The organism is Bradyrhizobium sp. CCGUVB23 (assembly GCF_024199885.1).
GTDB lineage: Bacteria > Pseudomonadota > Alphaproteobacteria > Rhizobiales > Xanthobacteraceae > Bradyrhizobium.
Window position 1 is genome coordinate 58,971 of record NZ_JANADQ010000001.1, and the last position, 25,400, is coordinate 84,370.

Genomic DNA, 25,400 nt, shown 5'->3' on the forward strand with positions numbered 1-25,400 from the left:
CGACAACAAAAAGGCCCGATCGCGTTGCGATCGGGCCTTTTTTGTTTGTCCGCTTCGAATAGTTTGTCCGATTCAAAACCGCTCAGACGGTCTCGGGAACAGGCCCCTCGCTGCCGATCAGGAAATCGCGGCTGACGCGCAAGGAGCGCAGCGCACGGTTGAAGTCGATGCCGGTCGAGACCAGCGCGCGCACCGTCGCCGGATTGCGCACCACGCCGAACAGGATGGTCGCCACATCGATCTGTCCGTTCGGCTTGATCGCGGCACGCGCCAAGGCCGGCAGCGCACGATGGGCGGGATCGCTGATGACCCGCAGCGCGGCGAACGGCAGGCCCGCCTGAGCGGCATAGGCAGCCGCGATATGGCTCTCCATGTCGACAGCTGCTGCACCGGTTTCCGAATGGAGCGCGGCCTTGCATGACCGGCCGGTGACCATCTCCTCGGCGCCGGCAAGGCTGCCGCGCACGACCCGGCGGCGACCGGAGGTCAGCTTGTCGATGAGGTCTTCGCTGAGCGACAGGCCGGCGGCCCAGCGGGCATCGCCCGCCAGCACCTCGGTCGCGACCACGACGTCGCCCGAGCGGAGCGTCGGGTCCAGCCCGCCTGCCACGCCGAAGGAGATCACGCCGCGGATGCTCTCGGGATCCACCACCGTGAGCAGCGCTCGCAGCTGCGTCGGGCTGCTGGAAGAGCAGATAACGGCCATGCCCGGGCCGGCCGCGATGCGGGCCTCCTGAACCAGACCGGTCACAATAAGTATCGGCCGCAGGTCTATTGCATTACCCGCGGAGCCCCCGTCCCCCGTCCCCAAAGTCACATTCCGACCCCTACCACCCTGCTGTTGGTGTTCCGCAAGTTCCGATACCGCGCCAGCGCCCACAGCGGGAAGAACTTCGGGTAACCATGATAACGTAGATAGAACACGCGGGGGAAGCCTGTGGCGGTATACCGCTGCTCGTCCCACAGTCCTTTTTCGTTCTGTGTTGCAATCAGGTACTCCACCCCACGGGCGACGGCCGGGTGATCAACCTCGCCTGCCGCCATGAGAGCAAGCAAGGCCCATGCCGTTTGCGAGGCGGTCGAGGGAGCGGCCTCCCAGCCCTTGTAGTCGAGCCGGTAGCTAACGGCGTCCTCGCCCCAGCCGCCGTCCTTGTTCTGGATCGAGACCAGCCAGTCGGCGGCCTTGCGAATCATCGGGTCGGTGTGGCCGATGCCGGCCGCATTCAGCGCGCACAGCACCGACCACGTTCCGTAGATGAAATTCATGCCCCAGCGGCCGTACCAGGAGCCCTCCGGGTGCTGGGTCCGCCGGAGATAGGCGACCCCATCGGCCATGTGCTTGCTGGTCTTCTCGGTCTCGCCCAGCTGGGCCAGCATCGAGATGCAGCGCGCGGTAACGTCCTCGGTCGGCGGATCGAGCAGCGCGCCATGGTCGGAGAACGGGATGTTGTTCAAATAATATTCGAGGTTGTTCACATCGAAGGCAGCCCAGCCGCCATCGTCGCTCTGCATGCCCTCGATCCATTCCCGGCCGCGGTCGATCGCGGCGTCATAGCCGGCCGTGCCGTGCTCCCGGCGCATGCGGTCCATCGACATCACCACGACGGCGGTGTCGTCGAGATCGGGATAGTGGGCATTGTTGTACTGGAAGGCCCAGCCGCCGGGACGCGTCTCGGGCCGCTTCACCGCCCAGTCGCCCTTCACATCGAGCTCCTGCTTTGGGATCAGCCAGTCGAGGCCCTGCTTCGCGGCCGGTACGGCTTGTGTGCCGCCGGCCTCGAGCAGCGCGTGAGCGCTGAGCGTCGTATCCCAGATCGGCGAGACGCAGGGCTGGCAATAGGCTTCGTCGTCCCTGATCACGAGCAGCTTGTCGATGCCCCGGCGCGTGGTCGCGCGCGGCGGATAGCTCTCGTCCTTGCCGAGCGCGTCATACATCATGACGATGTTGGCCATCGGCGGATAGATCGCGCCCATGCCATCCTCGCCGTTCAGCCGCTCCTCGGTGAAGGCGAGCGCCGCGTCGATCGCGCGCTTGCGCAGGCTCTTGGGAAACATCGGCTCGATGACGCGCAAGATGGCATCGAGCGAGCGGAACAGCACGAACCAGGCCATGCTCTGGTGCGGCGCCTTGGCGGTCATGCCGATCGAGCGCGGATCCTGGAGGAACAGCTCGTCGATGCCGACGCCTTTCGGATTCCGCGCGCGCGGCTTGAGCGCCGCAAGCACCATCAGCGGCACCATGGTGGTGCGCGCCCAATAGGAGATCTTGTTGAGGTGAAACGGCGACCAGAACGGCAACAGCACGATCTCGACCGGCAGCACCGGCACTGCGCGCCAGCTCACCACGCCGAACATCGCCAGCGTGAAGCGGGTGAAGACGTTGCTATGAATCGCACCGCCGCGCGAACGGATCGCCTCGCGCGCCCGTACCATGTGCGGCGCATCGATGGAATCGCCGATCATCTTGAGCGCAAAGTAAGCCTTCACGCTCGCGCTCATGTCGAACTCGCCGTCATGCACCAAGGGCCAACCGCCATGGGCGCCCTGCACGCGGCGCAGATAGTTGCCGATCTTGGCCTCGAGCGCGGCATCGACCGGCTCGGCCAGATGATGCCGCAACAGGACATATTCGGCCGGAATGGTGCAATCGGCCTCGAGCTCGAACACCCAATGGCCGTCGGATTGCTGGAAGCCGAGCAACCCTTGCGTGGCCGACGCAATGCTCGATTCCAAGACTTCGCGGGTAGTCGCGCTCTTGTTCACGGAATGCATCTCGCTCGATATCTCCGATAGTTGTCTGGATAATTGACCGGGACCAAAGCCCGTCAGGTCCGCTGTGCGGCCAGGACCAAATCGGCGGCGCGATCGCCGGACCGGACCGATCCCTCAATGGTTGCTGGCAATCCCGTAGCAGTCCAGTCGCCGGCAAGAAACAGGTTTTTCAGCGCGGTGACCGGCCCGGGACGCAAGGCATTCTGCTCGGGCGTGGCGGCAAAGGTGGCGCGGCGCTCGCGCACGATCTGCCAGGGTGGCAGCTCGCCGGCAACGCCGCCCGCCATGCAGACATCGTTCCAGATCGTCTGCGCGAGTTCTTCGCGCGGCATCTCGACCAGCCGGTCGCCATTGCTGATGGTGACGGACAGCCGGTTCGGGAACGCGAACAGCCACTCTACGACCCCGCCGATGACGCCCAGGATGGGGGCCGAGCCCGGCGGCGGCTCAAAGCGGAAATGCGCATTCACGATGGCGCGGAATTGCGTCGGCGTTTTCACACCCGGCAGCAGCGAAGCGGCGGCACGTGGCGGCACCGCCATCACGATCACATCGTCTGGCGCGATCGCGACGACGTCCTCGCCGCCGAAATTGAGCGCGCTGACCTTGCCGTCCGTGGTCGTGAACGAGCGCAGCTCGTGGCCGAGCTGCACGGAGTGACCGCGCTCGGTCAAGAACTTCACCGCGGGCTCGATCAGCACAGCGCTCAGACCGTCGCGCGCGATCAGCGGGCGGCAGGCCTGACCGCCGGCGAGCAACGTCTCGCGCACGATCGCGCCGGCAAGCCCCGCCGAACCCTCGGGCGGATCGACGTTGAGCGCCGCGAGCAACAGCGGCTGCACCAGGCGCTGATACAGCACGCCCTCGCAGGGGATCGACTTGCCGACCAGCGTCTCCTCCGACGCCCAGATCAGCGGCGCGAGCTTGAGATAGTCGGTCAGTCCGGTGTCGGGGACACGGCGGCTCTCGTCGAACACCCAGCCCGGCAGGCGGCTGTCGCCGAGATCGAGCTGCCAGCGCTGCCCCGTCTTCAGATCAACGAAGGGAAACTGCGCGCGCGCCGGGCCCACCAGCCCCGCTTCGGTGCCGATCGAGCGCGCATAGGCGAGCGCGTGGCGATTGCCCGACAACAGGAGATGGTTGCCGTTGTCGATGACGAGATTGGTCGCGCCGTCGAAATAGGAGCGGCAGCGGCCGCCGGCCTGCTGCGTCGCCTCGTGCACGGCGACCTTGAAGCCGGCATTGGCGAGCCGCACGGCGGCAGAGAGGCCGGAAATTCCGGCGCCGATGATGTGAGCTGTCTTTGACATCAGAAAATTGCGTAGCGGAGTAGGATGGCGATACGTGTGATCTTGGATACACGCACCGGCGTGCGGGGCGCGGCAAAGCCGCGTTCGAGCAAGAGGTCCAGAATGGCGTGATAATATTTCGACATGATCCGCGGCGCACGCACCGCGCGGCGCTTGTTGCGCGCCATGATCTCGTCCGACTTCTCGAAATGCGCTTTCGCGCGCTGGGCGAGCGGCAGGCAGACCTTTGGCAGGGCGCGCTCGGCGATCACGCGCTGCGGATCATTGGAGGTGATGCCGGCATGCAGCAGGCCTTCGCGCGGCAGATAGAGCCGGCCGAGGCCGGCGTCCTCGTCGATATCGCGCAGGATGTTGGTGAGCTGGAGCGCGCGGCCGAGATGATAGGCGAGCAGGATGCCATCCTCTTCCGGCATGCCGAACACCCGCACCGACAGGCGTCCCACGGCACTTGCGACGCGATCGCAGTAAAGATCGAGGACTGCCATGTCCGGCGCGCGGATGTCCTGCGGCACGTCCATCTCCATGCCATCGACGATGGCGAGGAAATCCTCCCGCTTCAGTCCGAAGGTCTTCACGGAAGCGACGTAGTCGGCGAGCCGCGCCGGCGGATGGCCCTGATAGAGCGCATCGATGTCGTTGCGCCATTCCTGAAGCGCGGCGAGACGTTCATCGCGCGGGCCGTTGGAATCGGCGATGTCGTCGACCTGGCGGCAGAAGCTGTAGATCTGGAACATCGCCTCGCGCTGGTCGCGCGGCAGGATCCGCATCGCGGCGTAGAACGAGCTGCCGGATGCGGTCGAGCCATAACTGGCGCCGGGCGTGGTCGCCTCAAGCGTCATGGGCCGGCCCCGGATTGGAGATTGGCCTGCGCCCGAAGGCGCGACGGCCGATTTCACCGGCGATGCCGGCGAGGCTGAAGGTAAGGAGCTCGAGCTTGTTCAGATGCACACGCTCGCGCAGGGGATCGCGCACCTTGAGCAGGCGCACGATGCGGTCGGCATAGGCCTGGATCACCGAGATATCGACGCCCAGGCGGAAGTCCCGCACTTCCGCGGAAAGCGACTTGCTCTCGTTCAGGAGCTCTTCGTTGCGTGCGGCGAGCGCCTGGAGGCAGGCCAGCATCTGCGGCGGCGAATGATCGCCGCCGAGCTGCTCGACCGAGGCGCCGCTTGCGGCCAGCGCATCGCGCGGCAGATAGACGCGGTTGAGCGCGCGAAAATCCTTGCCGCAATCCTGGAGGTGATTGTTGATCTGCAAGGCGGCGCAGAGCGCATCCGAAGCGACCCAGGTCGAGGTCGCCTCGCCGTGCACGTCCAGCATGAAGCGGCCGACCGGCATCGCCGAATAGCGGCAGTAGTGGATGACCTCGTCCCAGGTCTCGTAGCGCAGCTTCGTCACGTCCATGCGGAAGGCGATCAACACGTCGAGCGCATGACGCGGCGGCATACCGCGCTCGGCCAGCGCACGGCGGAGAACGACGGCCTCGGCCTGCGTGTCGCCGTTGCCGTTGAGCTCGGCCTCGAGCAGGTCGAGATAGGCGAGCTTCTCCTCAGGCGGCAACGTCGCATGGTCGGCGATATCGTCGGCGGTGCGGACGAAATTGTAGAAGGCGAGGATCAGCGCGCGGTGACGCGGATGAATGATCCACGACGCGACGGGAAAATTCTCGTCGCGGTCACCCTTGCCGGATCGCAATTCGCTCGCAGAGGTCATCGAGGACTGGTTAACAATCGTCTGAACAGGAAGGCTTTTTTAGGCGCGGCCGGCCGAGCCGTCGCGGCCCCCATATAGGGGAATATGCCCGCAAAACCAACCTGTCTCGCGGGTCCCTGCCCTCACGAATCGAGGCCGCCGCAAAGGCGGGCCCGTGAACGCTCCACGGGCCCCGCGAAAGCTTACTGGTTGTGGGTCTTCAGGACCTGATCGCAAGCCTGCGAGATCTTGGCCCGATTCTCCTTCAAGCAGGCCAGAATCGTGAAATCGCCCTGATCGATGACCGGACGGCAGAATTTCTGCACGTCGCGCGTGCAGGCCTTCTGCTCTTCGGCGGTGCCGCGCCCCTGCTGGGGCTGCTGGGCGAACGCCGCGGTCGAAAGGGATGCCGACAGCAGGGTGAGAGCGAGGAGATATTTACGCATTGTAGTCCTTCATTCTGGCGGCAGAATCTCTCCGTTCCCGGACAGCACAGGGCGGACGACCGGAACGGATTGTTCTGATGGCGTTGCCGCGGAGCGCGCAGCAGTGGAGACAGCACAAGCACTGGTAAATGCGGCCAAATTGGCACCAAATCCACCAGATCGCGCCTTCGCACGGCCTTCATTGGCAGATCTAAGGGATTGATACTATGAGATTATTTAGGCAGGCGGTGTTTTGCCATGGACCTGTTGCAGACATGCATCGCAAGCCCTTGCGCACGTCATCGAAAAGGCACAGCTGAAACCCTGCGCGGAACGGCGAAAACGGCCGCAATCGTTCGCCGTCCTGACACCTCGCAGGGTTATGGTTTGAACCTGCCAGCAGATGGGGACACTAAACCTTCGATGCGGCGAGACGTTCTGTTAGGAGCGAACGTCATTCAAAAAACGGGATATTCGAACATGAAATTCTTTGGACGGTCTGGACTGGCGATCAAGGCGGCAGGCATTGGCGCCGCGCTGCTCTTCTCGGTTTCGGCGAGCCATGCTCAGTCGTCCGGACCCTTTGCCGGCTTTGACGGCGCGTGGTCGGGCACCGGCACCGTGGCGCTGTCCGACGGCTCGACCGAGCGCATCCGCTGCAAGGCGGACTACAAGGTCGCGGCCAGCGGTCTCGGCCTGAAGCAGGCGCTGCACTGTGCTAGCGATAGCTACAAGTTCGACCTCACCAGCGACGTGACGAGCCAGGGCGACCGCATTTCGGGCAATTGGAGCGAAGCCAGCCGCAACATCTTCGGCAATCTGCAGGGCACCGCCGGCGGCGGCCAGATCGACGTGTTCGTCGAGGCCAACGGTTTTGCCGCTAACCTGACGCTGCGCACCAACGGCAACAAGCAAACGGTGCAGATCAGCTCCAAGGGCGAGATCCGCGGCGTCAACATCACCATGGTGAAGAGCTGAAGCGCTTCCCTCACCCGTTGACTGGACAACATGGCCCCTGGTTCTCGCGAGCCGGGGGTTTTTCATGACATGGACCCTATTCGCAGAACCCTGCTCAAGGCGGTCGGCTTCCTCGCCCCGCATGCCGCCTTCGCGGGTGATGCGCCGGTGACGGAAATGCAAGCGCCCGCAGTCAAGCCGCGTCACGTGCTCTGCTTTCTCGGCCAGGACGAAAGCCTGCTGCATCCGCCGAGGGACGTCGTGAAGACGATCGAGGATTTCGGCTTCGAGATCGACCGCACCTATTCGCAAGCCAAGCCCGATCCGCATATGCCACGGTCGTTTTCTGTCTGCTGGGATCGCGTGTTTCCGCTGGCCTGGACGGCCGCCGATGAGCAGGCCGTGGTCAACCACAAGTCGGTGCTCTACCTGCTGAGTCCTCCGATGGATCAGCAGAAGCGGTTGCCTATTCGGCGGCGGCCCTGCGCATCGTCGAGGAGATGATCGAAGCGGGCGCAACGGCCGTGAAGGGCGAGAGCGCGGGGGTCGCGCATGGCCTCGAGCGTTGGCGAAACCTGGCTGATCAGGCACGCAAGGGCGCGACAACCGGCCAGGGTCTTGCCGTGACTCCCGCCTTGGCCAAAGCGTGCCGCCTCGCCTTTGCCAAGCGCCCGCTCAGCGGCGAGCGCTACAACGAGACGGTCGGTTACCACCTCGTCGGCCTGCTCGAGGTCTATGTCGCCAGAGCCGGCGACGGCGATTGGGGCACCGTGATGATCATGGAGGAGATCGCCAACGAGATGGCCGAACGCGGCATCGAGGCGACGCTCAAGGCGCGCAAGCTCGCAGTCTCACACGAGACGAAATACCGCGAGGACGACTTCAAGTTCGATCCGTACGGGATCGTCCGTATCGAGGCGTGAGCAAGAGGCGGCATGAGCCGTCTCGCTCAGATCGCGCGCTTGTCCGGCCCTTGCAGCTTCTCGTGCAGGTTGATCAGCCACATCGCCGTCGGGCGCAGGATGAAGAGGTCGGCAACGAGCGCTGCAACCATCGAGAAGGCGCTGAGCCAGCCGAATAGCCGCAGCGACGGCAGGTCCGAGAACACGGTGACGACGAGGCCGCAGGCCAGCACCACCGTGGTCAGGATCAGCGCCGGGCCGACCAGCACGGTCGCGCGCTCCACCGCGAGCGCCGAACCGACGCCCGGCTTGCTCTCCAATCGCAAGCGGTTGAGGAAGTGGATGGTTGCGGAGAGGCCAAGGCCGAATGAGACGGTGAGCGCGACGACGCTGGCGAATTGCAGCCCCTCGCCCATCGCCCACAGCACCGTTCCGGACATCACGACCGGGAAGATGCCCGGCAGGATGCAGGCGAACATCACCACCCAGGAGCGGAAGGCGAGACCAATGAAGATCGCGACCAGCGCGAATTCGACGGTGAGGCCGCGGTTCAGCTTCTCGATCATACCGGCCGAGTTGCGCGCGGCGATGGCGGCGAGACCCGTGACGGCGACCTCGTAGCCGGGATGCTTCTTGCGGACGGCGTCGAGCTCGGCATCGAGCTTGTCGACGATCGGCAAGAGCTGGCTGGAGTCCTTGTCCGGCACGCGGCCGGCCACGACCACCGCATCCTGCTCGGCGTCGATGAAACGCCGCACCAGATGCTCGGGGATGACGTTGACGTATTCCTTCAGGGTCGCGACATCGTCGCTGCCGGCCTTTTCCGCCAGCCATCGGCGGAGCGTCTCCAGCGACCAGACGTTGCCGACACCCGCCGCCTTCTCGACGGTCGCGTGCACATCCGCGATGGTTTGCAGCGTCTCCGGCGAATAGAGCGATTCACCCTTGGGGAACGTGATCAGCACGTTGACCGGGTTGGCGCCGGTCAGCTTGGCGTCGAGCCGGTTGCTGGCGGCAACCGCCTGGCGCTTGTCCGGCACCTGGTCGGCGAGCCGGTAGCGCGGCTGCAGATTGGCGTAGATGACGCCGAGGCTGGCGACGAACAGCAGCGCAATCAGGCTGAACAGGCCGGGCCGGCCGACCATGCGCACCGCGATCCAGTAGCAGAAATTGCGCAGCGCCTGCACACCGGCATCAGCGCTCTGGAACTTGACCGCAAAGATCTTCTCGTTGCGCACGAAGAGAACGCCGAACACCGGCACCAGCGACAGCACCGTGACCAGCGCGATGATGGTGGCGGCAAGGCCGGCCTCGCCGAACTTGCGGATCAGGTCGGAGTCGGAGAACTGCAGCGCGATGAAGGAAATGCCGGCGGTGCCGTGCGTCAGCACGCAGGCCGGGCCCACCACCAGCACCGCGTTCTTGAACGCGGTGAACTTGTCCTGGCCCGCGATCAGCCGGTCGCGCGCGGCGAAGGTGAGCTGCATCGAGTCCGAGAAGCTGATGACCATGATGAGCGGCGTCATCACGTTCAGGAACATGTTGAGATTGAAGTTGGCCCAGCCGAGCGCGCCGAGCGCGATCAGGATCGCGATCATCGGCGGGAATGCCGCCACCACCATGAACGAGATCTTGCGGAAGAAGATGATCGCGATGATGCAGCCGGCGAGAATGCCGAGGATGTTGTAGGTGAGGCCGTCGCGCTCGACCGCGTTGCGGATTTCGAGCTGCATCACCGGCACGCCAGAAAGCTGCACGCTGAGGCCGGTGTCGCCGAGATCCTCCTTCATCAGCGCGCGGATGTCGCCGACGGTCTTGGTCAGCTTGCTGGAGGCGACCACTTCGGGATCGAGCGAGAGCACGATCAGCGCGAGCGTGCCGTCCTCGGACAAGAGCTTGCCGCGGATGATCTCGTTGTTTTTGACGGTCTCGATGAACTGGTCATAGGCCGCGCCCTCGGGCAGCTCGGCCGGGAACAGCGCCGCCGGCAGCTTGCCCGGCGCCGGCGCCTGGCGTGCCGAGAACAGCGAGACCAGGCCGCGCGTGCCCTCGACCAGCTGCATGTCGGTGACGAAGTCACGCAGTTTCTCGAGGTTGTTGCGCGCCAGCAAGGTCTTGCCCTCGACCACGACGAGGACGTCGAACTCCTCGGCCGGGAACTTCTTCGTCACCTCTTCGTACTGGCGGAATTCCCGCGTGTTGGAGCGGAACAGCTGCGACAGCGAATCGTCGATCTTGATCCGCTCGATGCCGAAGACGGCACCGACGATCAGTGCGATCAGGATCAGGCAGGACAGGACCGGCGCGCGGACGGCAATCAGCCCGATGCGTTCAAGTCCAAAAGCGATGGAGGACGAAGGTCCCTGCTCGACCTTGTCGACATGAACCTCACTCTCGCTGTGCTTTTCGAGCATGCCTTGTCCAGTTCCTAAATCGGCTCGGTTGGTGAGCTTATGCGCCCCGCATATCGGCTGGAAAACGCCACACAGATGGGAGGCTTGCCCTTTGAAAAAGCGCGGGAAATCGCCGCGAGGGGTTTAGCAGGTCGGCACGCCCCCTCGCAAGCGCGCGCTGGGCAACAAAATCGATCAAGATGCGGCAATTTCGGCCCTTGATGGCTCATTCTGGCAGCGCTGTGCCGATTCGCGCCGGCAGATCGCCGCTCTCGTCCTTCAGCGCCACGCCGGTCACGTCCCGCGACAGGCCTGCGCGGACCAGCCAGGCGATCTTGAAGGCCGCCTCGTCACAACTGAGCCCAGCCCGATGGATGTTGGAGACGCAATTGCGCTCGGCATCGGTACGGCCGGGTTTTGGCGCAAAGGTCAGATAGGCCCCGAGACTGTCGGGGGCCGACAGGCCCGGCCGCTCGCCAATCAGCATCACGACCATGGCTGCGCCGAGAATGGCGCCGATTTCGTCGCCCAGCGCCACACGTGCGCCTGAGGCGACAACGATGTGGTCAACTGCGACAGGCGGCGTATCGGCGAGGTCCGGCAGCAGCGCGCGCAACAACCCAATCGCGTGCGCATGCACCGCCGTCGGCGACAATCCGTCGCCGATCACGATTACAAGCCGGCCGGGATCCGCGGCGCGCGACGCGAGATGCTCGGCGCATGTCGGCTCGAGCTGGCGTCCGAGATCCGGCCGCCGCAGATAGTCGCCGCGATCGGCGGCGCGGCTCCTCGTCGCAACAGCGGGAACGCCGAACTCGGCGAGTTCGGCGATCATCCGCTCGACATCGAAGACGGCATGCACGGCGTCGCGGGCGCGCGCGTGATCGAGCGTGAAGTCGAGCAGCGGCTTGGTCGGCAGGCTCGCCCCGCTGCGCCCGAGCGCCACGCGCGCGGGCGTCAACGTCCGCAGGTCCAGGGTCGGGCGGCTCGGAACGGCAGGGCTAGACATGTCGCATCATTCAGCGGGAACGGACGCCTCGCGCAGCCGCAGCGAGTAGTTCGACGCGTTCTGCTGGCCGCTCGATGCCGCGCGCGCAAAGGTGATGAGATGGTGCGCGATCATGGTGCACCCGATCAGGCCTTCGAGATCGCCGCGCCTGATCCGGCCCAGCGCAAACTTCCAGAACACGCGTTTGTAGTCGCCGAGCACGCCGACCTTCCAGAAGATGTTGCGCAACATGACGAGACCGCGCCTGATGTTGGGCCAGGTCTTCATCTCCGCAGGCACCGGCACCTTGATGCGGTTGGCATAGGTGTAGTCACACTGGTGCTGATAGCGCGCATAGACCTTCTCGGGCGCGTAGGCCCGCTCCATGCAGAACTTCCAGGACGCCACGACATCGTCATAGGGCAACAGGAAGTTGACGTTGGAATCGCGGCCTTCATCGTTGATCAACCGGCCCTCACGCTCGAGCCGGTCCCACAGCGGCGTCTTCGGCAGCGCCTGGAGCAGGTTGATCGTGAGCAGCGGAATGCGGGATTCCTCGACGAACGAAAGCAGCGCATCCGACGTGTTCGGCTTGTCGGTGTCGAGCCCCATGATGATGCCGGACACCACCTCCATGCCGTAGGAGTTGATGGTACGCACGCCCTCAAGGATCGGGACCATCATGTTGTGGTCCTTCTGCATCGCGTGCAACGCGTCGGGATCGGGCGTCTCGATGCCGCAGAAGATGGTGATGAAATAGGCCTCGCGCATCTTCTCGAGGATTTCCGGGCGCTTGGCGATGTTGAGCGTCGCCTCGCAGGCGAGCCGCATCACATAGCCGGTCTTCTTCTGCCACTCGATCAGATGCGGCAACAGGTCCATCGCCGCCTTGCGGTTGCCGATGAAATTGTCGTCCACGAAATAGACCGTGTCGGTCATGCCGCATTCGCGCAGGCGGTTGAGTTCGGCGATGATCTGCTGCGGCGTCTTGATGCGCGGGTTGCGCCCGTAGAGGCCGGGGATGTCGCAGAACTCGCACTGATAGGGACAGCCGCTGGAATACTGGATGCTGCCGAGGAAGTATTTCTTCACCTCCGCAAGCTCGTAGGCGGGGATCGGAAACTCGGTCATCGGCACGCGGTCGTTGGTCGTCAGCACCACCTGCTGCGCCGGGCGCGCGATGTCGCGCGACAGGATCGCGATCAGCTCATTGGTGGCGTCGCCGAGCTCGCCGACATGGAGATAGTCGAAGGACGGATAGTAATCCGGGCAGGCGCTGACCGAAGGGCCGCCGAGCGCAACCGGCAGATCGTGCTCATGGGCGCGGCGGCAGATGTCGTTCATCTGCTGGCGCTGGATGTGCATGCCGCTGACGAAGACCGCCTCCGCCCATTCGAACTCCTCCTTCGTCGCCGGACGGAGGTTCTCGTCGACGAACTTCACCTGCCACTCCCTGGGCAGATAGGCGGAGATCAGCAGCAGCCCCTGCGGCGGCATGAAGGCCTTGACGCCATCGGTCAGGGGATAGGCGTGCTCGAATGTGCCGAAAGACGATGTGTAGCGCGGAAAGACGCAGAGAATGTGCCGGACCGTTCCGTTGCTTTCAGCGCGCATCGAACTTCCCCCAACGACCTTCTACAAACCGTGCAGAACAGACATAGAGACACATAACGTAACGCTGGGCCCGAAATTCCTCAATATTGTGGCATGGGCCTAATTCATGAGACGCCGCAATGGTTTCCCCGGTTCACGCTGATTGTCCGTGATCATGCGAAATTCGGGCCGGCTTCAAGCAATCAGGCGTGAGGCAAAATCGGGTAGCAGCCCCGCATCACGAGCAAGTCGGAAATCGGCACCCGCAATCCCGCTCTTCGCCAGCCAGTCGTCGAACTCCGGCGCGCGGTGCAGGCCGAAGACGTCGCGGACGTAAAGCGCGTCATGGAAGGAGGTCGACTGATAGTTCAGCATGACGTCGTCGGCGCCCGGCACCCCCATGATGAAGGTGACGCCGGCGGCAGCCAGCAGCGTCAGGAGATTGTCCATGTCGTCCTGGTCCGCTTCGGCATGGTTGGTGTAGCAGATGTCGACCCCGAGCGGCAGGCCGAGCAGCTTGCCGCAGAAATGATCCTCGAGCCCGGCGCGGATGATCTCCTTGCCGTCATAGAGATATTCCGGGCCAATGAAGCCGACCACGCTGTTGACCAGCAGGGGCTGATACGAGCGGGCGACCGCATAGGCCCGCGCCTCGCAGGTCTGCTGGTCGACGCCGTGATGGGCATTGGCCGACAACGCCGAGCCCTGGCCGGTCTCGAAATACATCACGTTCTGCCCGACCGTGCCGCGCCTCAGCGACCGCCCGGCCTCGTGGGCTTCGCCGAGCAAAGTGAGATCGATGCCGAAGCTGCGGTTGGCGGCCTCGGTCCCGGCGACCGACTGGAACACCAGGTCGACCGGCACGCCCTGCCCGATCAGCGACAGCGTCGTCGTCACATGGGTGAGCACGCAGCTCTGGGTCGGGATGTTGAGCCGCGAGATGATCTCGTCGAGCAGCCCCAGCAACTGGCCGATGGTCGCGGGGTCGTCGCTCGCCGGGTTGATTCCGATGCAGGCATCGCCCGCGCCGAGCAGAATGCCGTCAAGGATCGAGGCGGTGATGCCCTTGGCGTCGTCGAAGGGATGGTTGGGCTGGAGCCGCGTGCTCATCCGCCCCTTCAGCCCGATGGTGTTGCGGAACGATGTGATCACCTCACATTTGCGCGCCGCCAGGATCAGATCCTGGTTGCGCATGAGCTTCGACACCGCGGCCGCCATCTCCGGAGTGATGCCGTGGGCCAGCATTCGCAAACCTTCCGTCGTCGCGGCGTCCGACAGCAGCCAGTCGCGGAAGCCGCCGACGGTAAGCGCGGCCACCGGCGCGAAGGCCCTTGCATCGTGGGTGTCGATGACGAGGCGCGTCACCTCGTCGGCCTCATACGGGATCACCATCTCCTGGAGGAATTGGCCAAGCGGAACGTCGGCGAGCGCCATCCGCGCCGCGATCATCTCTTCGGCGCTGGCAGCCGCGATCCCGGCCAGCCGGTCACCGGAGCGCGGCGGGGTCGCCTTGGCCAGGAGGTCGCGCAGATCGGCGAAAACATAGGTCGTGGCATCGATGGTGTGGCGGTAGACCAAAAGCCCCTCCGGCGTCAGTCGGCCAATGGCCGATGCAGACCTAACCCAGCTCCGAGGAATACGTGCCTGGCGGCAGCCGTGCATGCCGATCTTTGCAGCATGTCAGCCTATCCCCGGACGCGCATTGCCCAAAACCGACAGCGTCTCCAACAGACTGATATCCCTTGTATTTTCTAAGACAAAGGACGGACACGCAACCCGGGCGCGTTAACGGCGCGTCCACCTTCATTCTGCATAGTTTTGTATCAATTTTACCGTTCGTGCTCACCGATCGCACGTAAAGGCCATTCGGATCGCTGGAAGCCATGACAACTGACCGCACTGGGAATGCCGCCGGCCTGGCAGGCCGTTTCACCCTTGCTACCAGGCTCTATTCGATTTTCGCGCTGTTTGCGCTGCTCACCGCAGGGATCGCGGTGCTGTCGGACTACAACAGCCGCCGCGGTGCCGAGCTCACGGCTGCGATCGAGACCGCGAACGCGGCAGCGCTCAACGTCGAGCGTGTCAACTCGCTGGTTTACGCCGTGGTGATGGAATCCCGCGGCGTCTACATGTCGACGGATCCAAAGGCCGTGAAGAAGTTCGGGGACGGCCTGCTCAAGTTCAACGACGAGATCCTCGGCGTGGTGAAGGGCTGGGAAGCCATCGTCAGGACCGACGACGCCGAGCAGTTCGCAACGTTCAAGAAGCGCATCGAGCAGTTCATCGACTTCCGGAAAGAACTGGTTCGCCGCGCCTATGAGATCGGTCCGGCTGCTGGCCGCGAATGGGGCGACAACGACGCCAATCGCAGCGTGCGGTTGGCGTTGAACAAGGATCTCGAGGCGCTGTCCAAGGTCTACGCCCAGCGCGCCAAGCAGATTGCGCAGGAGACCGAGACCAATCGCACGCTCTCCTTCGTGCTGACGTGCCTCGGCGGCGTCGCGCTGGCGCTCGTCGTCATCGGCATCGTCATCATCGCGCGCTCGATCGCCCGTCCGCTCTCGGCGATTACCGCGACCATCAAGCGGGTCGCCGACGGCGAAGAGAATGTCGTGGTGCCGCATACCGAGCGTGCCGACGAGATCGGCGCGCTGGCGCGCGCGATCCGGCTTTTTCAGGAGGCGATGGACCGCAATCGCAACCTCGCCTCGCAGGTCTCCCAGGACTCCGCGGCGCGCGACGAGCGCGCTCGCCACATCGAGACCTCGGTCGAGGCCTTCCGCGAAGCAATCGGCATGGTCATGCGGGGCCTCGCCGACAACGCGTCGGCGATGCGCGAGACCGCGCAGACCATCACCCGCGTCACGGCAGATGCCAACACGCGCGCCGGTACGGCGGCGAGCGCCACCGAGCAGGCCTCGCACAACGTCACGGCGGTGGCGGGTGCGGCGGAAGAGCTGTCGGCATCCGTCGAGGAGATCGGCCGTCAGGTGCGGCAATCGGCGAGCGCCGTCGAGCAGACCGGCCAGCGCACCGAGAAATCGATCTCCGAGATCGAGAGCCTGGCAGCCGCCACACAGCGCATCGACGGCGTGCTCAATCTGATCCAGGCGATCGCCGAGCAGACCAACCTCCTCGCGCTCAACGCCACCATCGAGGCGGCGCGCGCCGGCGACGCCGGCCGTTGCTTTGCCGTCGTCGCCCATGAGGTCAAGGCGCTCGCGGGGCAGACGGCGAAGGCGACCGCGGAGATCAGCGAGAACGTCGGCATGATCCAGTTCTCGACCCGCAACGCGGTCGAGGCCGTGCGCGAGATCGGCGGCGCTGTGCGCGAGATCAACGACGTCACCTCGGCCATCGCAGGCGCCATCGGCCAGCAGGACTCCGCGACCCGCGAAATCTCCGCCAACGCGCAATCCGCTGCGCAAGGCAACGAGACCCTGGTCGCCAACATCACCTCGCTGCGCGACGCCATCGGCGAGACCGACACCGCGGCAACCTCCGTGCTGACCGCGGCAGGCAGCCTGACCGCAACGGCCGAAACCCTGTCGCGCGAGGTGGAAAAATTCTTCCAGAATTTGCGCTCGGGCCCGGCCGAGCGCCACATCGCCAAGGCGAGCTAGCTCCCCGCATCATTCGACGCTGCGCCAGGAGCCCTTGTAGGAGCGTCGCAGCAGCGCGAACAGACTTCCGCCGGTCACCGCGCCTAGCAGATAGACGACGACGGTGAGCACCGCGAGCGGCAGGCTGAGGTTCACCCTGAAGAACGAGACCTTCACGGTCTCGAAATTCTGCGCGGCGAACACCACGATCGCGACCGCGAACAGGATGATGATGGCGAGATAGACCCAACGCATGAAGCACTCCCCTTCGGCCGCGCGCAGGATCGCGCGGTCAACCGCGACTTGAAAATCAGCCCTTCCTCGCGCGCCTTAAGTGCCGCGCCGCAGGCTGAAGCCGAGGCTCAGCCAGCCCGCGCCGGCAAAGATCAGGTCGATGCCGAGGAACAGGCCGAGGATGTAGACGCTGTTGACCGGCCAGCGAGCCAGGATCAACAGGCCGAGCAACAGCGTGATGACGGCCGAGAGCGCGACCCAGATCCAGGGGCTCTCCCGCTTCATGCTGAAGGCAAGAAACAGCCTGACGACGCCGGAAGCGATCAGCGAGGCACCGAGGAACAGGGTCAGCAGCACCGCAGCAAACAGCGGGTTCTCGAAGGTCAAAAAGCCCGCGATGACGTAGAGAACGCCGAGCAGCGCCCAGATCAGGAACTTGCCCCAGCTCTTCATCTGGAAAGCGCCGATCACCTCGGTCACGCCAGCCACGATCATCATAACGCCGACCACCAGCACGCTCGCGACCGTCGCGATCACCACGCTGCCGAGCGCAATGAAGCCGGCAATGACGTAGACGACGCCGAGCGCGACGATCCAGCCCCATTTCGGGCGCAACGCCGCGATGCCGGAGCCCAAGCCTAGTCTGTGAGACATATCCGAAGCAGTTGTCATGACGGCCACTCCTACATGCGAGCCCCCACGGCACACGTCAGGATAGCATGAGCCCGGCGGGGGCGACAGCCAGAAGAGCAGCCGCCGCAGGCGCCACCGTTGATACAGGTCAAGGCCGCCAAGGCGCGCTTCAGGCGCGCGACCGCTCCATCTCAAGCTCGGCCTTCAGACTGTCGAGATCGCGATAAATTGACGCGACCGCGAGCACACGGCCGCCGTTCCGGTACCGGAGCAGGCAGTCCTTGCCCGGGATGCTGCCGTCGACCTTGATGTCTTCCCAGCCTTCGGCGTGGCCGACATAATTGATCGGCACGTCATAGTGCTGGCTCCAGAAGAACGGCACGGCGTCGTAGCGTTCGCGCCGGTCGAGCATGTTTCGCGCCGCGGTCTGCCCCTGCCGCTCGGCAACCACCCAGTGCTCGACGCGAATGTTGGTCCGAGAATGCGGGTCCGGCCAGCGCGCGATGTCGCCGGCCGCAAAGATGCCGGGCGCGCTGGTTTCGAGGTAAGCATCGACCGTCACGCCGCGATCGATCGCAAGCCCGGCCCGCTCGGCCAGTTCGAGGCGCGGCTTGACACCGATGCCGACCACCACGAGGTCCGCCTCGATCACGCCGCCACTTTTCAGGTGCGCGCGGCGGCCATCGAGTTTCTCCACGGTGTCCCTGAGGTGGAAATGGACGCCGTTCTCTTCATGAAGAGCACGGACGAAATCGCCCATCTCGGCTCCCAGGATGCGCTCCATCGGCCGTTCCTCCGGTGCGACGACGTGAACCTCGAGCTTGCGCGCCCGCAAGGAGGCGGCGACCTCGAGGCCAATGAAGCTCGCCCCGATCACCAGCGCGCGTTTGGCGCTGCCCGCTGCCGTGATGATGGCACGGCTGTCGGCGACCGATCGCAGGGTGTGGACATGCGGCTGGTCGGCACCAGGAATCTGTAGCTTCACGGGCTCGGCGCCGGTCGCCAGCAGCAGCCGGTCGAACGGCACCTTGTCGCCGTTGCCCAACGTCACATGACGTTGTTTCGGATCGAGCGCGGCGACGGAAGTGTCGAGCCTGAGCTCGATGCCTGCGTCCGCGTAATAATCCTCTGGCCGGAGCGGCAGCCAATCTTCCGGCGCATTGCCAGCCAGATAGTCCTTCGACAGGTTCGGCCGGTCGACCGGCAAGGCACTGTCGTTGCTGAGCACGGTGATGCTGCCGGCAAAGCCCTCGCGGCGAAGCATTTCGGCCGCTGCAAATCCCGCCGCGCCGCCACCGACGATGACAAACCGGTCCGGCGTCGGCGCGGAGCGATGCGGCGCGGCCTGTGGTGGCGCCTCTCGCTTGCGACGCACGATGATCTCGTCCTTCTCGCGTTCGACCTCCCAGACCGCCAGCGCATTCAGCGCCGGCGCTGCGACCGCCTCGCCGGTGCGCAGCGAGAAGCAGGCGTGATGCCAGGGGCATCGGATGGTGTCGTCGACCACGAGCCCCTCGGCGAGCGGACCATGATAGTGCGTGCAAGCCGGTTCGATCGCCACGACCTCGGCGCCGAGCTGCACCAGGAGAACGTCTTCGCCACCGACATGGCCGAGCAGCTTTCCGTTGTTGAAATCGGCGAGGTTCACGCCCTTGGCTAGATCGGGTCCACTCGGCTTCTTCTCATCGCTCATGCGCCGTCTCCCGTGGCTTTGCGTCTCAATCGTCCGAGTTGGCGAGGCCCAGCAGCTCCTGCCGCGTCAACGCGTTATCGCGAAACACGCCGAGCATGCGACTGGTGACGAGATCGGTGCCCGGTTTGTGCGCGCCGCGCGTGGTCATGCAATGATGCGTGGCCTTGATAATCACGCCGACGCCTTGCGGCCTCAGCACGTCATTGATCGAGTTGGCGATCTGCGCCGTCATCTTTTCCTGGATCTGGAGGCGCCTGGCGTAGATGTCGACCACCCGCGCGAGCTTGGAAATGCCGACGACGCGCCCCTGCGGAATATAGGCGACCCAGGCACGTCCGACGATCGGCGCCATGTGGTGCTCGCAATGGCTCTCGAAGCGAACGCCGCGCAGCACGATCATCTCGTCATAGCCCTCGATCTCCTCAAAAGTCTTTTGCAGGATTTCGGTCAGGTCCTGCTCGTAGCCGGCAAAGTATTCCCGAAACGCACGCGCCACCCGGTCCGGCGTCTCGCGCAGGCCGTCACGTGCGGGATCATCGCCCGCCCAGCGGATCATGGTACGGACGGCGTCCTCGACCTCCGCCTGGCTCGGGACCTCTGCCGGCGCTTGCGCGAGTGCAACGCGTTCCAGCCGTCGCGCTTGTCTTTCCATATGAACTCCTCCCCCTGACTAGCCGCTGGCAATTGCGTCGCGGTACCAAGGCTTGGACGGCGCCAACGGAAAAAGGTTCCGGGGATAGGGGAAAAATCAGAGCGGCTCGGAACCAGGCTTACCTGTTTGCGGCCTTGCGCAGGTCGAGCACGGCCTGCGCCCATTCGGCGGGCCGCTCCTGCGGCAGGTTGTGACCTGCCCCGTTGAACACGCGCCGTTCGAAAGAGCCCTCGAACTTGTGCGCGTGATGGGCGGTGCCACGAATGACGCCGTCGTGATCGCCGTCGATCGCGATCGTCGGCACGCGGATCGGCGGCTGCATGGCAAGCTGTACCTCGATTTCCGCATAGGCGGGATCGCCCTCGACCAGCGCATAGCGATGCCGGTAGGAGTGGATCACGACGTCGACGAAGTCCGGATTGTCGAAGGCAGCTGCGCTTCGGTCGAACGTCGCATCATCGAACGCCCAGGTCGGCGACCACATCGACCAGAGCTGGCGGGCAAAGCCGCGCCGGTTGCGCTCCAGCGCGCGCCGGCCGCGTTCGTTGTGAAAGAGATATTGATACCAGAGCGCGGCTTCCTCCGGCGGCGAAGCCGGCTCCATCGATCGCGCGATGTTCTGGATGTTGTAGGAATTACCGGAGACGAGCCCGACCACGCGCTCCGGATGGAGCGCCGAGACCACGCAGGCCGCGCGCCCGCCCCAGTCATAACCGCCGACCATTGCGCGCTCGATCTTCAGAGCATCCATGAACGCCAGGAGGTCAGCGCCGAGCGCCGCCTGCTCGCCCGAGCGCAACGTCTTGTCGGACAAAAACCGCGTCCCGCCGTATCCGCGCAGCGACGGCACCAGCACCCGCGCACCGGATTGCGCGATCAGCGGCGCGGTCTCCGCATAGGCGTGGACGTCGTAGGGAAAACCATGGCTCATGATGCAGGGCCAGCCATCCGGCGCGCCGAATTCGAGATAGGCGATTTCGAGAACGCCGGCGGTCACTGTTTTCGGTTGCATTCTTGCGACAACCCTCTTGCAAAAAAACGATATTGTAGCCCGGATGAGCGTAGCGATATCCGGGACCGCGGAGCGAGCAACCCGCATGTCGCTCCGCTCATGCGGGCTACGCGGCTACAAGGCTCCGACCTACTTCTGCGGTCCCGACAGCGGAATGTCGCGCTCGGCGCGGAACACGTTGCTGTAGAGGTTGGCGATCCACTGCCGGCCGATGTCGGTCTGGTTGAGATAGCCGATCTCGGTCTGGATATGCGGAGCGACGCTGTCCCAATAGAATTGCGGATAGCGATGCACGATGTCGGCGGGCGAGTCGTAGCCGAGCTGGCGGTTGATACCGACCTCCTCGAATTCATAGTAGAGCGCGTTGGCCTTGCGCAGGTAGTTGGGATCGCCGAGCTGGCCGATAAAATCAGCAGCGCGCAGGATCGAGGCGTCGGCATCGTAGTCCTGGCCGTCCCGGGCCGGAAACCGCGTGCCTTCGATGGCGCGCGCAATGCGCTCCGGGTCGAGCCCCGGAATGTGCTGCAGCCGCCGCATCACGTAAAGCTTCGATCGGTCGACGTGATACATCATCAGGCTGGCATCGGAGGAACCACGCGGCAGCGCGATCTTGGTGCCGGCGGCGTCGATCAGGAAGCCATCCTTATCATCCTCCTCGAACAGGCCGCGCACATAGCCGATGTCATGGGCAAGGCAGGCGATCAGGACGTGGATGAAATCCTCCGCCTCCATGTGGGTATGGAGATATCGGCCATTCAGGATGGCGTGGCCCGCCAGTGTCACGAGCATTGTATGCTCGATATTGTGATAGAGCGCATCGCTGTTGCCGATACATTCCATCGCGGTACGCGTCGCGCCCTCGATCGTCCTCGCGGAGGACTCGTCGTACCGGCGACGCATGAACGAGCCGAGCAGCTTTTCCAGAGATTCGGCAGCCAGTCTCGGTAACGTGATCATGGATGCAGCCCCGTCGTCGGTGGTGTTCCCACGCCAACTCCTGACGCCTCGTTTCTCCTCGCCCCGGGGGCAGCATAGCCCATCTCGGCCCGGCTGACCAAATCTCCAATGGAGACGTAGCGAAAAGATTTGTGTTGCGCGACGGTCTTCCCGTGGTCAGCGGTGCATCTGGTGACAATTCCTACTCCACCAGCAGCACGTCCACGGCGACGCCGAGCTTCTGCTTCGGCGAGCCGACGATGATGCCGTCGACCGGCGAGACGTCGGAGAAGTCGCGGCCAACCGCGAGCACGATGTGATCGTTGGCGACCAGGAGATCGTTGGTCGGATCGAGCCCGACCCAGCCGAGCTCAGACCCGCACCATAGCGACACCCAGGCGTGCGTGGCATCGGCGCCTTGCAGGCGCGGCTGGCCGGGCGGCGGGATGGTGCGCAAATAGCCGCTGACATAGGCCGCCGGCAGCCCGAGCCCGCGAAGCCCGGCGATCATCACATGGGCAAAGTCCTGGCAGACGCCGTGGCGTTTGTCGAACACCTCGTTGAGCGGCGTCGAGATCACCGTCGCCTTCGGGTCGTAGCGAAATTCGCTGCGGATACGATGCATCAGATCGACGGCGCCGGCGAGGATACCGCCGCCGGGCGCAAAGCTCATCGCAGCATAGGCGCTGACGGGACGCAGCACCGGCACCAGAGGGCTCGCAAACACGTAGCCGACCGGTGACGATGGCCCGAGGCTCGTCGCCTCGAAAGCGATGTCACGGATGCTTTCCCAGGGCGGACTGAAGGCATCGCGCGGCGGCGGATTTCGCGACACCGACACGCGGGAGCGGGAATCGATGCGCAAATTGCGATGCGAAACTTCGATCACGACGCTCTCGGTCAGCGTGCCGAAGAAATCGCGCCTGGCATGGCGGTCCGCAGGCCGCGGCCGGATCTCGACGTGGTGCGAGATCAGCTCTTGCCCGTCGCCGCTCTTCGGCTCCAGCCGTAGCGTGCAGCGGGCGAAGCTGACCGGACTCTCGTAGGAATAGGTCGTGACGTGACGGATGTCGTAGATCACGCCAGCCCCGTCAGCTTTTCCGGCCGGCTGGCATTGGGGCCATGCGGGAAGTAATGCAGCCCGATCGCCTCCGCGAGGTTGAGCAGGTCCTGCTCCAGCGAGAACAGCGACTTGACCTCGAGCTTCTCCGCCTCGGCTGTGGCGAGCATCGCCTGCACGGCGACTGCAAGTCGTTGCGGCTTCTCGATCAGGCCGTACTCCTTCAGGCTCGGCAGCGCTGCGATGTGCTCGTTCAGGCTTGCGACCTGGAAGGCGACCGAGCGCGGATTGTAGGTGTCGAGCACCGCGAGATCGCGTACCGGCGCGAGCACCGGCGCCAGCAGATAGCGCGAGCGATAGGTGATCTGGCAATCGACCAGCGTCAGTAGCACGTCGAGGTCCTCATCGCCCGCCTCGTCATAGGCGAACTGTCGCGCGAAGCGCGTGGTGTTGATGGCGCGCTCGGCGCGGCGCCCCATGTCGAGGAAACGCCAGCCGGCAGCGCGATTCATGTTCTCCTGCGCAAGGCCGGCGAAGCTCGCGAGCTCCTGCAAGGTGAGCTCGGCAGCGCTGAGCACGCTGTCGTCGTCCTCGACCTCATAGGCGAGCCGCTCGGCCATCTCGGTGATCACCTGCCAGGCATCGGGCGACAAGCGCTCACGCAGGCCGGTTGCCGTGCGTTGCGCGGCCCGCACCAGCGACAGCGCAGAGCCGAAACGGTCAGGGCTTTGCAGTGCTTCGGCGGCGATCCGTCCAGGAGCCGTGCGCGAGGCTTGGGAGATCGCGCCCCAGGCGACGAGGATGCGCTGGATGCGCTCGGCCGACTGCATCGCGGCCGATGCGCCCTTGTTGTTGGGCCCGCGCATCGGCGAGCCGAGCGCGCGCACCAGCCGCAGCGTGGCCTCGGCGCGTTCGAGATAGCGGCCGAGCCAAAACAGATTGTCCGCCGCACGACTCGGCAGCACGCCCGCGATGCGACGGATCCGCACCTTGTCGGTTGCCGGCAGCAGCGTCGCGGTCGAGACCTGCTTCTCCGAAACGACCCAGACGTCGGCGGCACGCGCTCCATCGCCCATCGAGACGGCGCGCGCGTCGGCCTGTTCGGCGATCCGGCAGAAGCCGCCGGGCATGATGGTCCAGCCGTCGGGCGTGGCGGCAGCGAACACGCGCAGCACGAAGGGGCGCGGCGTGAGTTGCCCCTGCTCCCACACAGGCATCGTCGACAGCCGCACCACCTCCTGGCCGACATAATCCATGCCGCGCCCGCCGATGGCGTCGATCAGGCGCTGGCGCTCGGATGCGTCGAGCTCGCTCGCAAGCACAGGTCCCGTGCTGTGGAAGCCGGGAACGCCACGGCGATAGGCGCCCTCGATTGCGACCTCGTCGAGCCGTGCCAAAACCTCCTCGCGCGCCGAGCGCTGGCCGCACCACCAGGTCGCGATATGCGGCATCTTCAATTCCTCGCCGAGCAGGCGACGGCTCAACGCCGGCAGGAAGCCGAGCAACGCCCTCGCCTCCAGCACGCCCGAGCCGGGCATGTTGGCGACGACGACGCCATCCTTGCGCAACACGTCGACCAGCCCGGGCACACCCAACCGCGAGGACGCATCGAGCTCGAGCGGATCGAGCGAATTGGAATCGACCCGGCGCAAGAGCACGTCGAGCCGCTTGAGGCCTGCGACGGTGCGGATGTGAATGCGGTTGTCGCTGACCGCGAGATCGTCGCCCTCGACCAGCAGGAAGCCGAGATAGCGCGCCAGCGTCGCGTGCTCAAAGTAGGTCTCGCTGAAGCTGCCGGGCGACAGCACGCCGATGCGCGGCTCGTCGCGATCGGCGCTGGCGCGAAGTGAGTCCCGAAACGCCTCGAAGAACGGCGCAACGCGCGGCACGTTCATCGACTTGTAGAGGTCGGCGAAGGCACGCGACAGCACGAGGCGGTTCTCCAGCGCGTAGCCCGCCCCGGACGGCGCCTGCGTGCGGTCGCCGAGAACCCACCAGCGCCCGTCGGGCCCGCGGCCGACATCGGCGGCGTAGATCGACAGGTACCGCCCGCCGGGCGGCGCCACGCCGCAGACGGGCCGCAGATATTCGGGGCTGCCGGCGATCGCGGCGGCAGGGAGCGCACCCTCGGCGACCAGCCTGCCCTCGCCATAGATGTCACGCAGCACGAGTTCGAGTAGCTGGGCACGCTGCTTGATGCCGGCCGAGAGCTGCTGCCAGTCGGCCTCGTCGATCAGGAGCGGCAGGTGGCTGAGTGACCAGGGCCGGTCGGCGCTGTCGCCTGGTGCGCGATAGGTGACGCCGGCCTCGCGCAAATGGCGGTCGGCCATGGCAAAGCGCCGCTCGATCTCGTCGGGCGCCAGCGCACCAAAGGCGTCGAAGAAACGGCTCCAGACGGCGCGCGGGGCGCCATCGGGACCCAGGAATTCGTCGGGGATGCCGGGCAGACGGCTATAGTCGCGGACCCATTGCGCGACGCGGCGCTGGCTGAGGCGCCTGCCCGCCTGGCCTTCTCCGTCGGTCGCGCCTTCGCCCATGCACCACTC

Annotated in this window: 22 protein-coding genes; 4 read left to right on the forward strand and 18 right to left on the reverse strand. The window is 65.1% G+C overall.

Annotated elements, in window-relative coordinates; genetic code table 11:
* Positions 1 to 82 precede the first annotated feature (82 nt).
* From NLN62_RS00265 to NLN62_RS00290, 6 genes are all read right to left on the reverse strand, one after another.
* The gene (locus NLN62_RS00265; protein ID WP_254106953.1) at positions 83 to 817 is read right to left on the reverse strand and encodes a phosphorylase; all 735 of its coding nucleotides are present in this window, start codon (positions 815 to 817) and stop codon (positions 83 to 85) included.
* Positions 814 to 2,772 carry a squalene--hopene cyclase gene (shc, locus tag NLN62_RS00270; RefSeq protein ID WP_254106954.1) on the reverse strand — a complete coding sequence of 653 codons (1,959 nt, stop codon included), beginning with the start codon at positions 2,770 to 2,772 and terminating at the stop codon, positions 814 to 816. Before shc ends, NLN62_RS00265 begins: the two co-directional genes overlap by 4 nt.
* A gap of 53 nt (positions 2,773 to 2,825) precedes the next feature.
* Positions 2,826 to 4,082, reverse strand: a complete 1,257-nt coding sequence (gene hpnE, locus NLN62_RS00275) for a hydroxysqualene dehydroxylase HpnE (protein ID WP_027528195.1) — start codon at positions 4,080 to 4,082, stop codon at positions 2,826 to 2,828.
* Complete coding sequence (hpnD, locus tag NLN62_RS00280) at positions 4,082 to 4,921, reverse strand: presqualene diphosphate synthase HpnD (protein ID WP_254106955.1); 840 nt, start codon at positions 4,919 to 4,921, stop codon at positions 4,082 to 4,084. The genes hpnE and hpnD overlap by 1 nt, the downstream gene beginning before the upstream one ends.
* Positions 4,911 to 5,795 carry a squalene synthase HpnC gene (gene hpnC, locus NLN62_RS00285; protein ID WP_254106956.1) on the reverse strand — a complete coding sequence of 295 codons (885 nt, stop codon included), beginning with the start codon at positions 5,793 to 5,795 and terminating at the stop codon, positions 4,911 to 4,913. The genes hpnD and hpnC overlap by 11 nt, the downstream gene beginning before the upstream one ends.
* 182 nt (positions 5,796 to 5,977) lie before the next feature.
* Positions 5,978 to 6,220, reverse strand: a complete 243-nt coding sequence (locus NLN62_RS00290; RefSeq protein ID WP_027528198.1) for a hypothetical protein — start codon at positions 6,218 to 6,220, stop codon at positions 5,978 to 5,980.
* 459 nt (positions 6,221 to 6,679) lie between these two features.
* Here NLN62_RS00290 and NLN62_RS00295 point away from each other — a divergent pair, with 459 nt between their 5' ends.
* The 3 genes from NLN62_RS00295 to NLN62_RS53180 all read left to right on the forward strand — a co-directional run bounded on the left by NLN62_RS00295 (position 6,680) and on the right by NLN62_RS53180 (position 8,079).
* Complete coding sequence (locus tag NLN62_RS00295; RefSeq protein WP_027528199.1) at positions 6,680 to 7,177, forward strand: hypothetical protein; 498 nt, start codon at positions 6,680 to 6,682, stop codon at positions 7,175 to 7,177.
* A gap of 69 nt (positions 7,178 to 7,246) precedes the next feature.
* Complete coding sequence (locus NLN62_RS53175; protein WP_371932890.1) at positions 7,247 to 7,660, forward strand: hypothetical protein; 414 nt, start codon at positions 7,247 to 7,249, stop codon at positions 7,658 to 7,660.
* Complete coding sequence (locus NLN62_RS53180; RefSeq protein WP_371932891.1) at positions 7,657 to 8,079, forward strand: hypothetical protein; 423 nt, start codon at positions 7,657 to 7,659, stop codon at positions 8,077 to 8,079. Before NLN62_RS53175 ends, NLN62_RS53180 begins: the two co-directional genes overlap by 4 nt.
* A gap of 26 nt (positions 8,080 to 8,105) precedes the next feature.
* Here NLN62_RS53180 and NLN62_RS00305 read toward each other — a convergent pair whose 3' ends face one another.
* From NLN62_RS00305 to NLN62_RS00320, 4 genes are all read right to left on the reverse strand, one after another.
* Positions 8,106 to 10,472, reverse strand: a complete 2,367-nt coding sequence (locus NLN62_RS00305) for an RND family transporter (RefSeq protein WP_027528201.1) — start codon at positions 10,470 to 10,472, stop codon at positions 8,106 to 8,108.
* A 205-nt stretch (positions 10,473 to 10,677) separates the two neighbouring features.
* Positions 10,678 to 11,460: an ethanolamine ammonia-lyase subunit EutC gene (eutC, locus tag NLN62_RS00310; RefSeq protein ID WP_027528202.1), complete on the reverse strand. Its 783-nt coding sequence runs from the start codon at positions 11,458 to 11,460 to the stop codon at positions 10,678 to 10,680.
* A gap of 6 nt (positions 11,461 to 11,466) precedes the next feature.
* Positions 11,467 to 13,053 (reverse strand): B12-binding domain-containing radical SAM protein, encoded by a 1,587-nt coding sequence (locus NLN62_RS00315; RefSeq protein WP_254106957.1) that lies wholly within the window; start codon positions 13,051 to 13,053, stop codon positions 11,467 to 11,469.
* A 174-nt stretch (positions 13,054 to 13,227) separates the two neighbouring features.
* Positions 13,228 to 14,610: an ethanolamine ammonia-lyase subunit EutB gene (locus NLN62_RS00320; RefSeq protein WP_254106958.1), complete on the reverse strand. Its 1,383-nt coding sequence runs from the start codon at positions 14,608 to 14,610 to the stop codon at positions 13,228 to 13,230.
* A 305-nt stretch (positions 14,611 to 14,915) separates the two neighbouring features.
* On the opposite strand from NLN62_RS00320, the gene NLN62_RS00325 reads away from it, so the two are divergent.
* Entirely contained in the window at positions 14,916 to 16,655 is a 1,740-nt protein-coding gene (locus tag NLN62_RS00325; protein WP_254106959.1) for a methyl-accepting chemotaxis protein, read from the forward strand.
* A gap of 9 nt (positions 16,656 to 16,664) precedes the next feature.
* On the opposite strand, the gene NLN62_RS00330 is transcribed toward NLN62_RS00325, so the two are convergent.
* The 8 genes from NLN62_RS00330 to NLN62_RS00365 form a co-directional block, all read right to left on the reverse strand.
* A complete protein-coding gene (locus NLN62_RS00330; protein WP_254106960.1) occupies positions 16,665 to 16,889 on the reverse strand; it encodes a hypothetical protein in 225 nt (74 codons plus the stop codon).
* A 75-nt stretch (positions 16,890 to 16,964) separates the two neighbouring features.
* Positions 16,965 to 17,540: an HdeD family acid-resistance protein gene (locus NLN62_RS00335; RefSeq protein WP_027528207.1), complete on the reverse strand. Its 576-nt coding sequence runs from the start codon at positions 17,538 to 17,540 to the stop codon at positions 16,965 to 16,967.
* A 130-nt stretch (positions 17,541 to 17,670) separates the two neighbouring features.
* Positions 17,671 to 19,194, reverse strand: coding sequence for an FAD-dependent oxidoreductase (locus NLN62_RS00340; protein WP_254106961.1), 1,524 nt, complete (start codon positions 19,192 to 19,194; stop codon positions 17,671 to 17,673).
* 25 nt (positions 19,195 to 19,219) lie between these two features.
* On the reverse strand, positions 19,220 to 19,846 hold the full coding sequence (folE, locus tag NLN62_RS00345) for a GTP cyclohydrolase I FolE (RefSeq protein WP_254106962.1): 627 nt from the start codon (positions 19,844 to 19,846) through the stop codon (positions 19,220 to 19,222).
* 118 nt (positions 19,847 to 19,964) lie between these two features.
* Positions 19,965 to 20,858 carry an alpha/beta fold hydrolase gene (locus NLN62_RS00350; RefSeq protein WP_254106963.1) on the reverse strand — a complete coding sequence of 298 codons (894 nt, stop codon included), beginning with the start codon at positions 20,856 to 20,858 and terminating at the stop codon, positions 19,965 to 19,967.
* A 129-nt stretch (positions 20,859 to 20,987) separates the two neighbouring features.
* Positions 20,988 to 21,815: an HD domain-containing protein gene (locus NLN62_RS00355; protein WP_254106964.1), complete on the reverse strand. Its 828-nt coding sequence runs from the start codon at positions 21,813 to 21,815 to the stop codon at positions 20,988 to 20,990.
* A gap of 181 nt (positions 21,816 to 21,996) precedes the next feature.
* Positions 21,997 to 22,875 carry a transglutaminase family protein gene (locus NLN62_RS00360; protein ID WP_254106965.1) on the reverse strand — a complete coding sequence of 293 codons (879 nt, stop codon included), beginning with the start codon at positions 22,873 to 22,875 and terminating at the stop codon, positions 21,997 to 21,999.
* Positions 22,872 to 25,391 carry a circularly permuted type 2 ATP-grasp protein gene (locus NLN62_RS00365; protein ID WP_027528213.1) on the reverse strand — a complete coding sequence of 840 codons (2,520 nt, stop codon included), beginning with the start codon at positions 25,389 to 25,391 and terminating at the stop codon, positions 22,872 to 22,874. The genes NLN62_RS00360 and NLN62_RS00365 overlap by 4 nt, the downstream gene beginning before the upstream one ends.
* Positions 25,392 to 25,400: the final 9 nt, after the last annotated feature.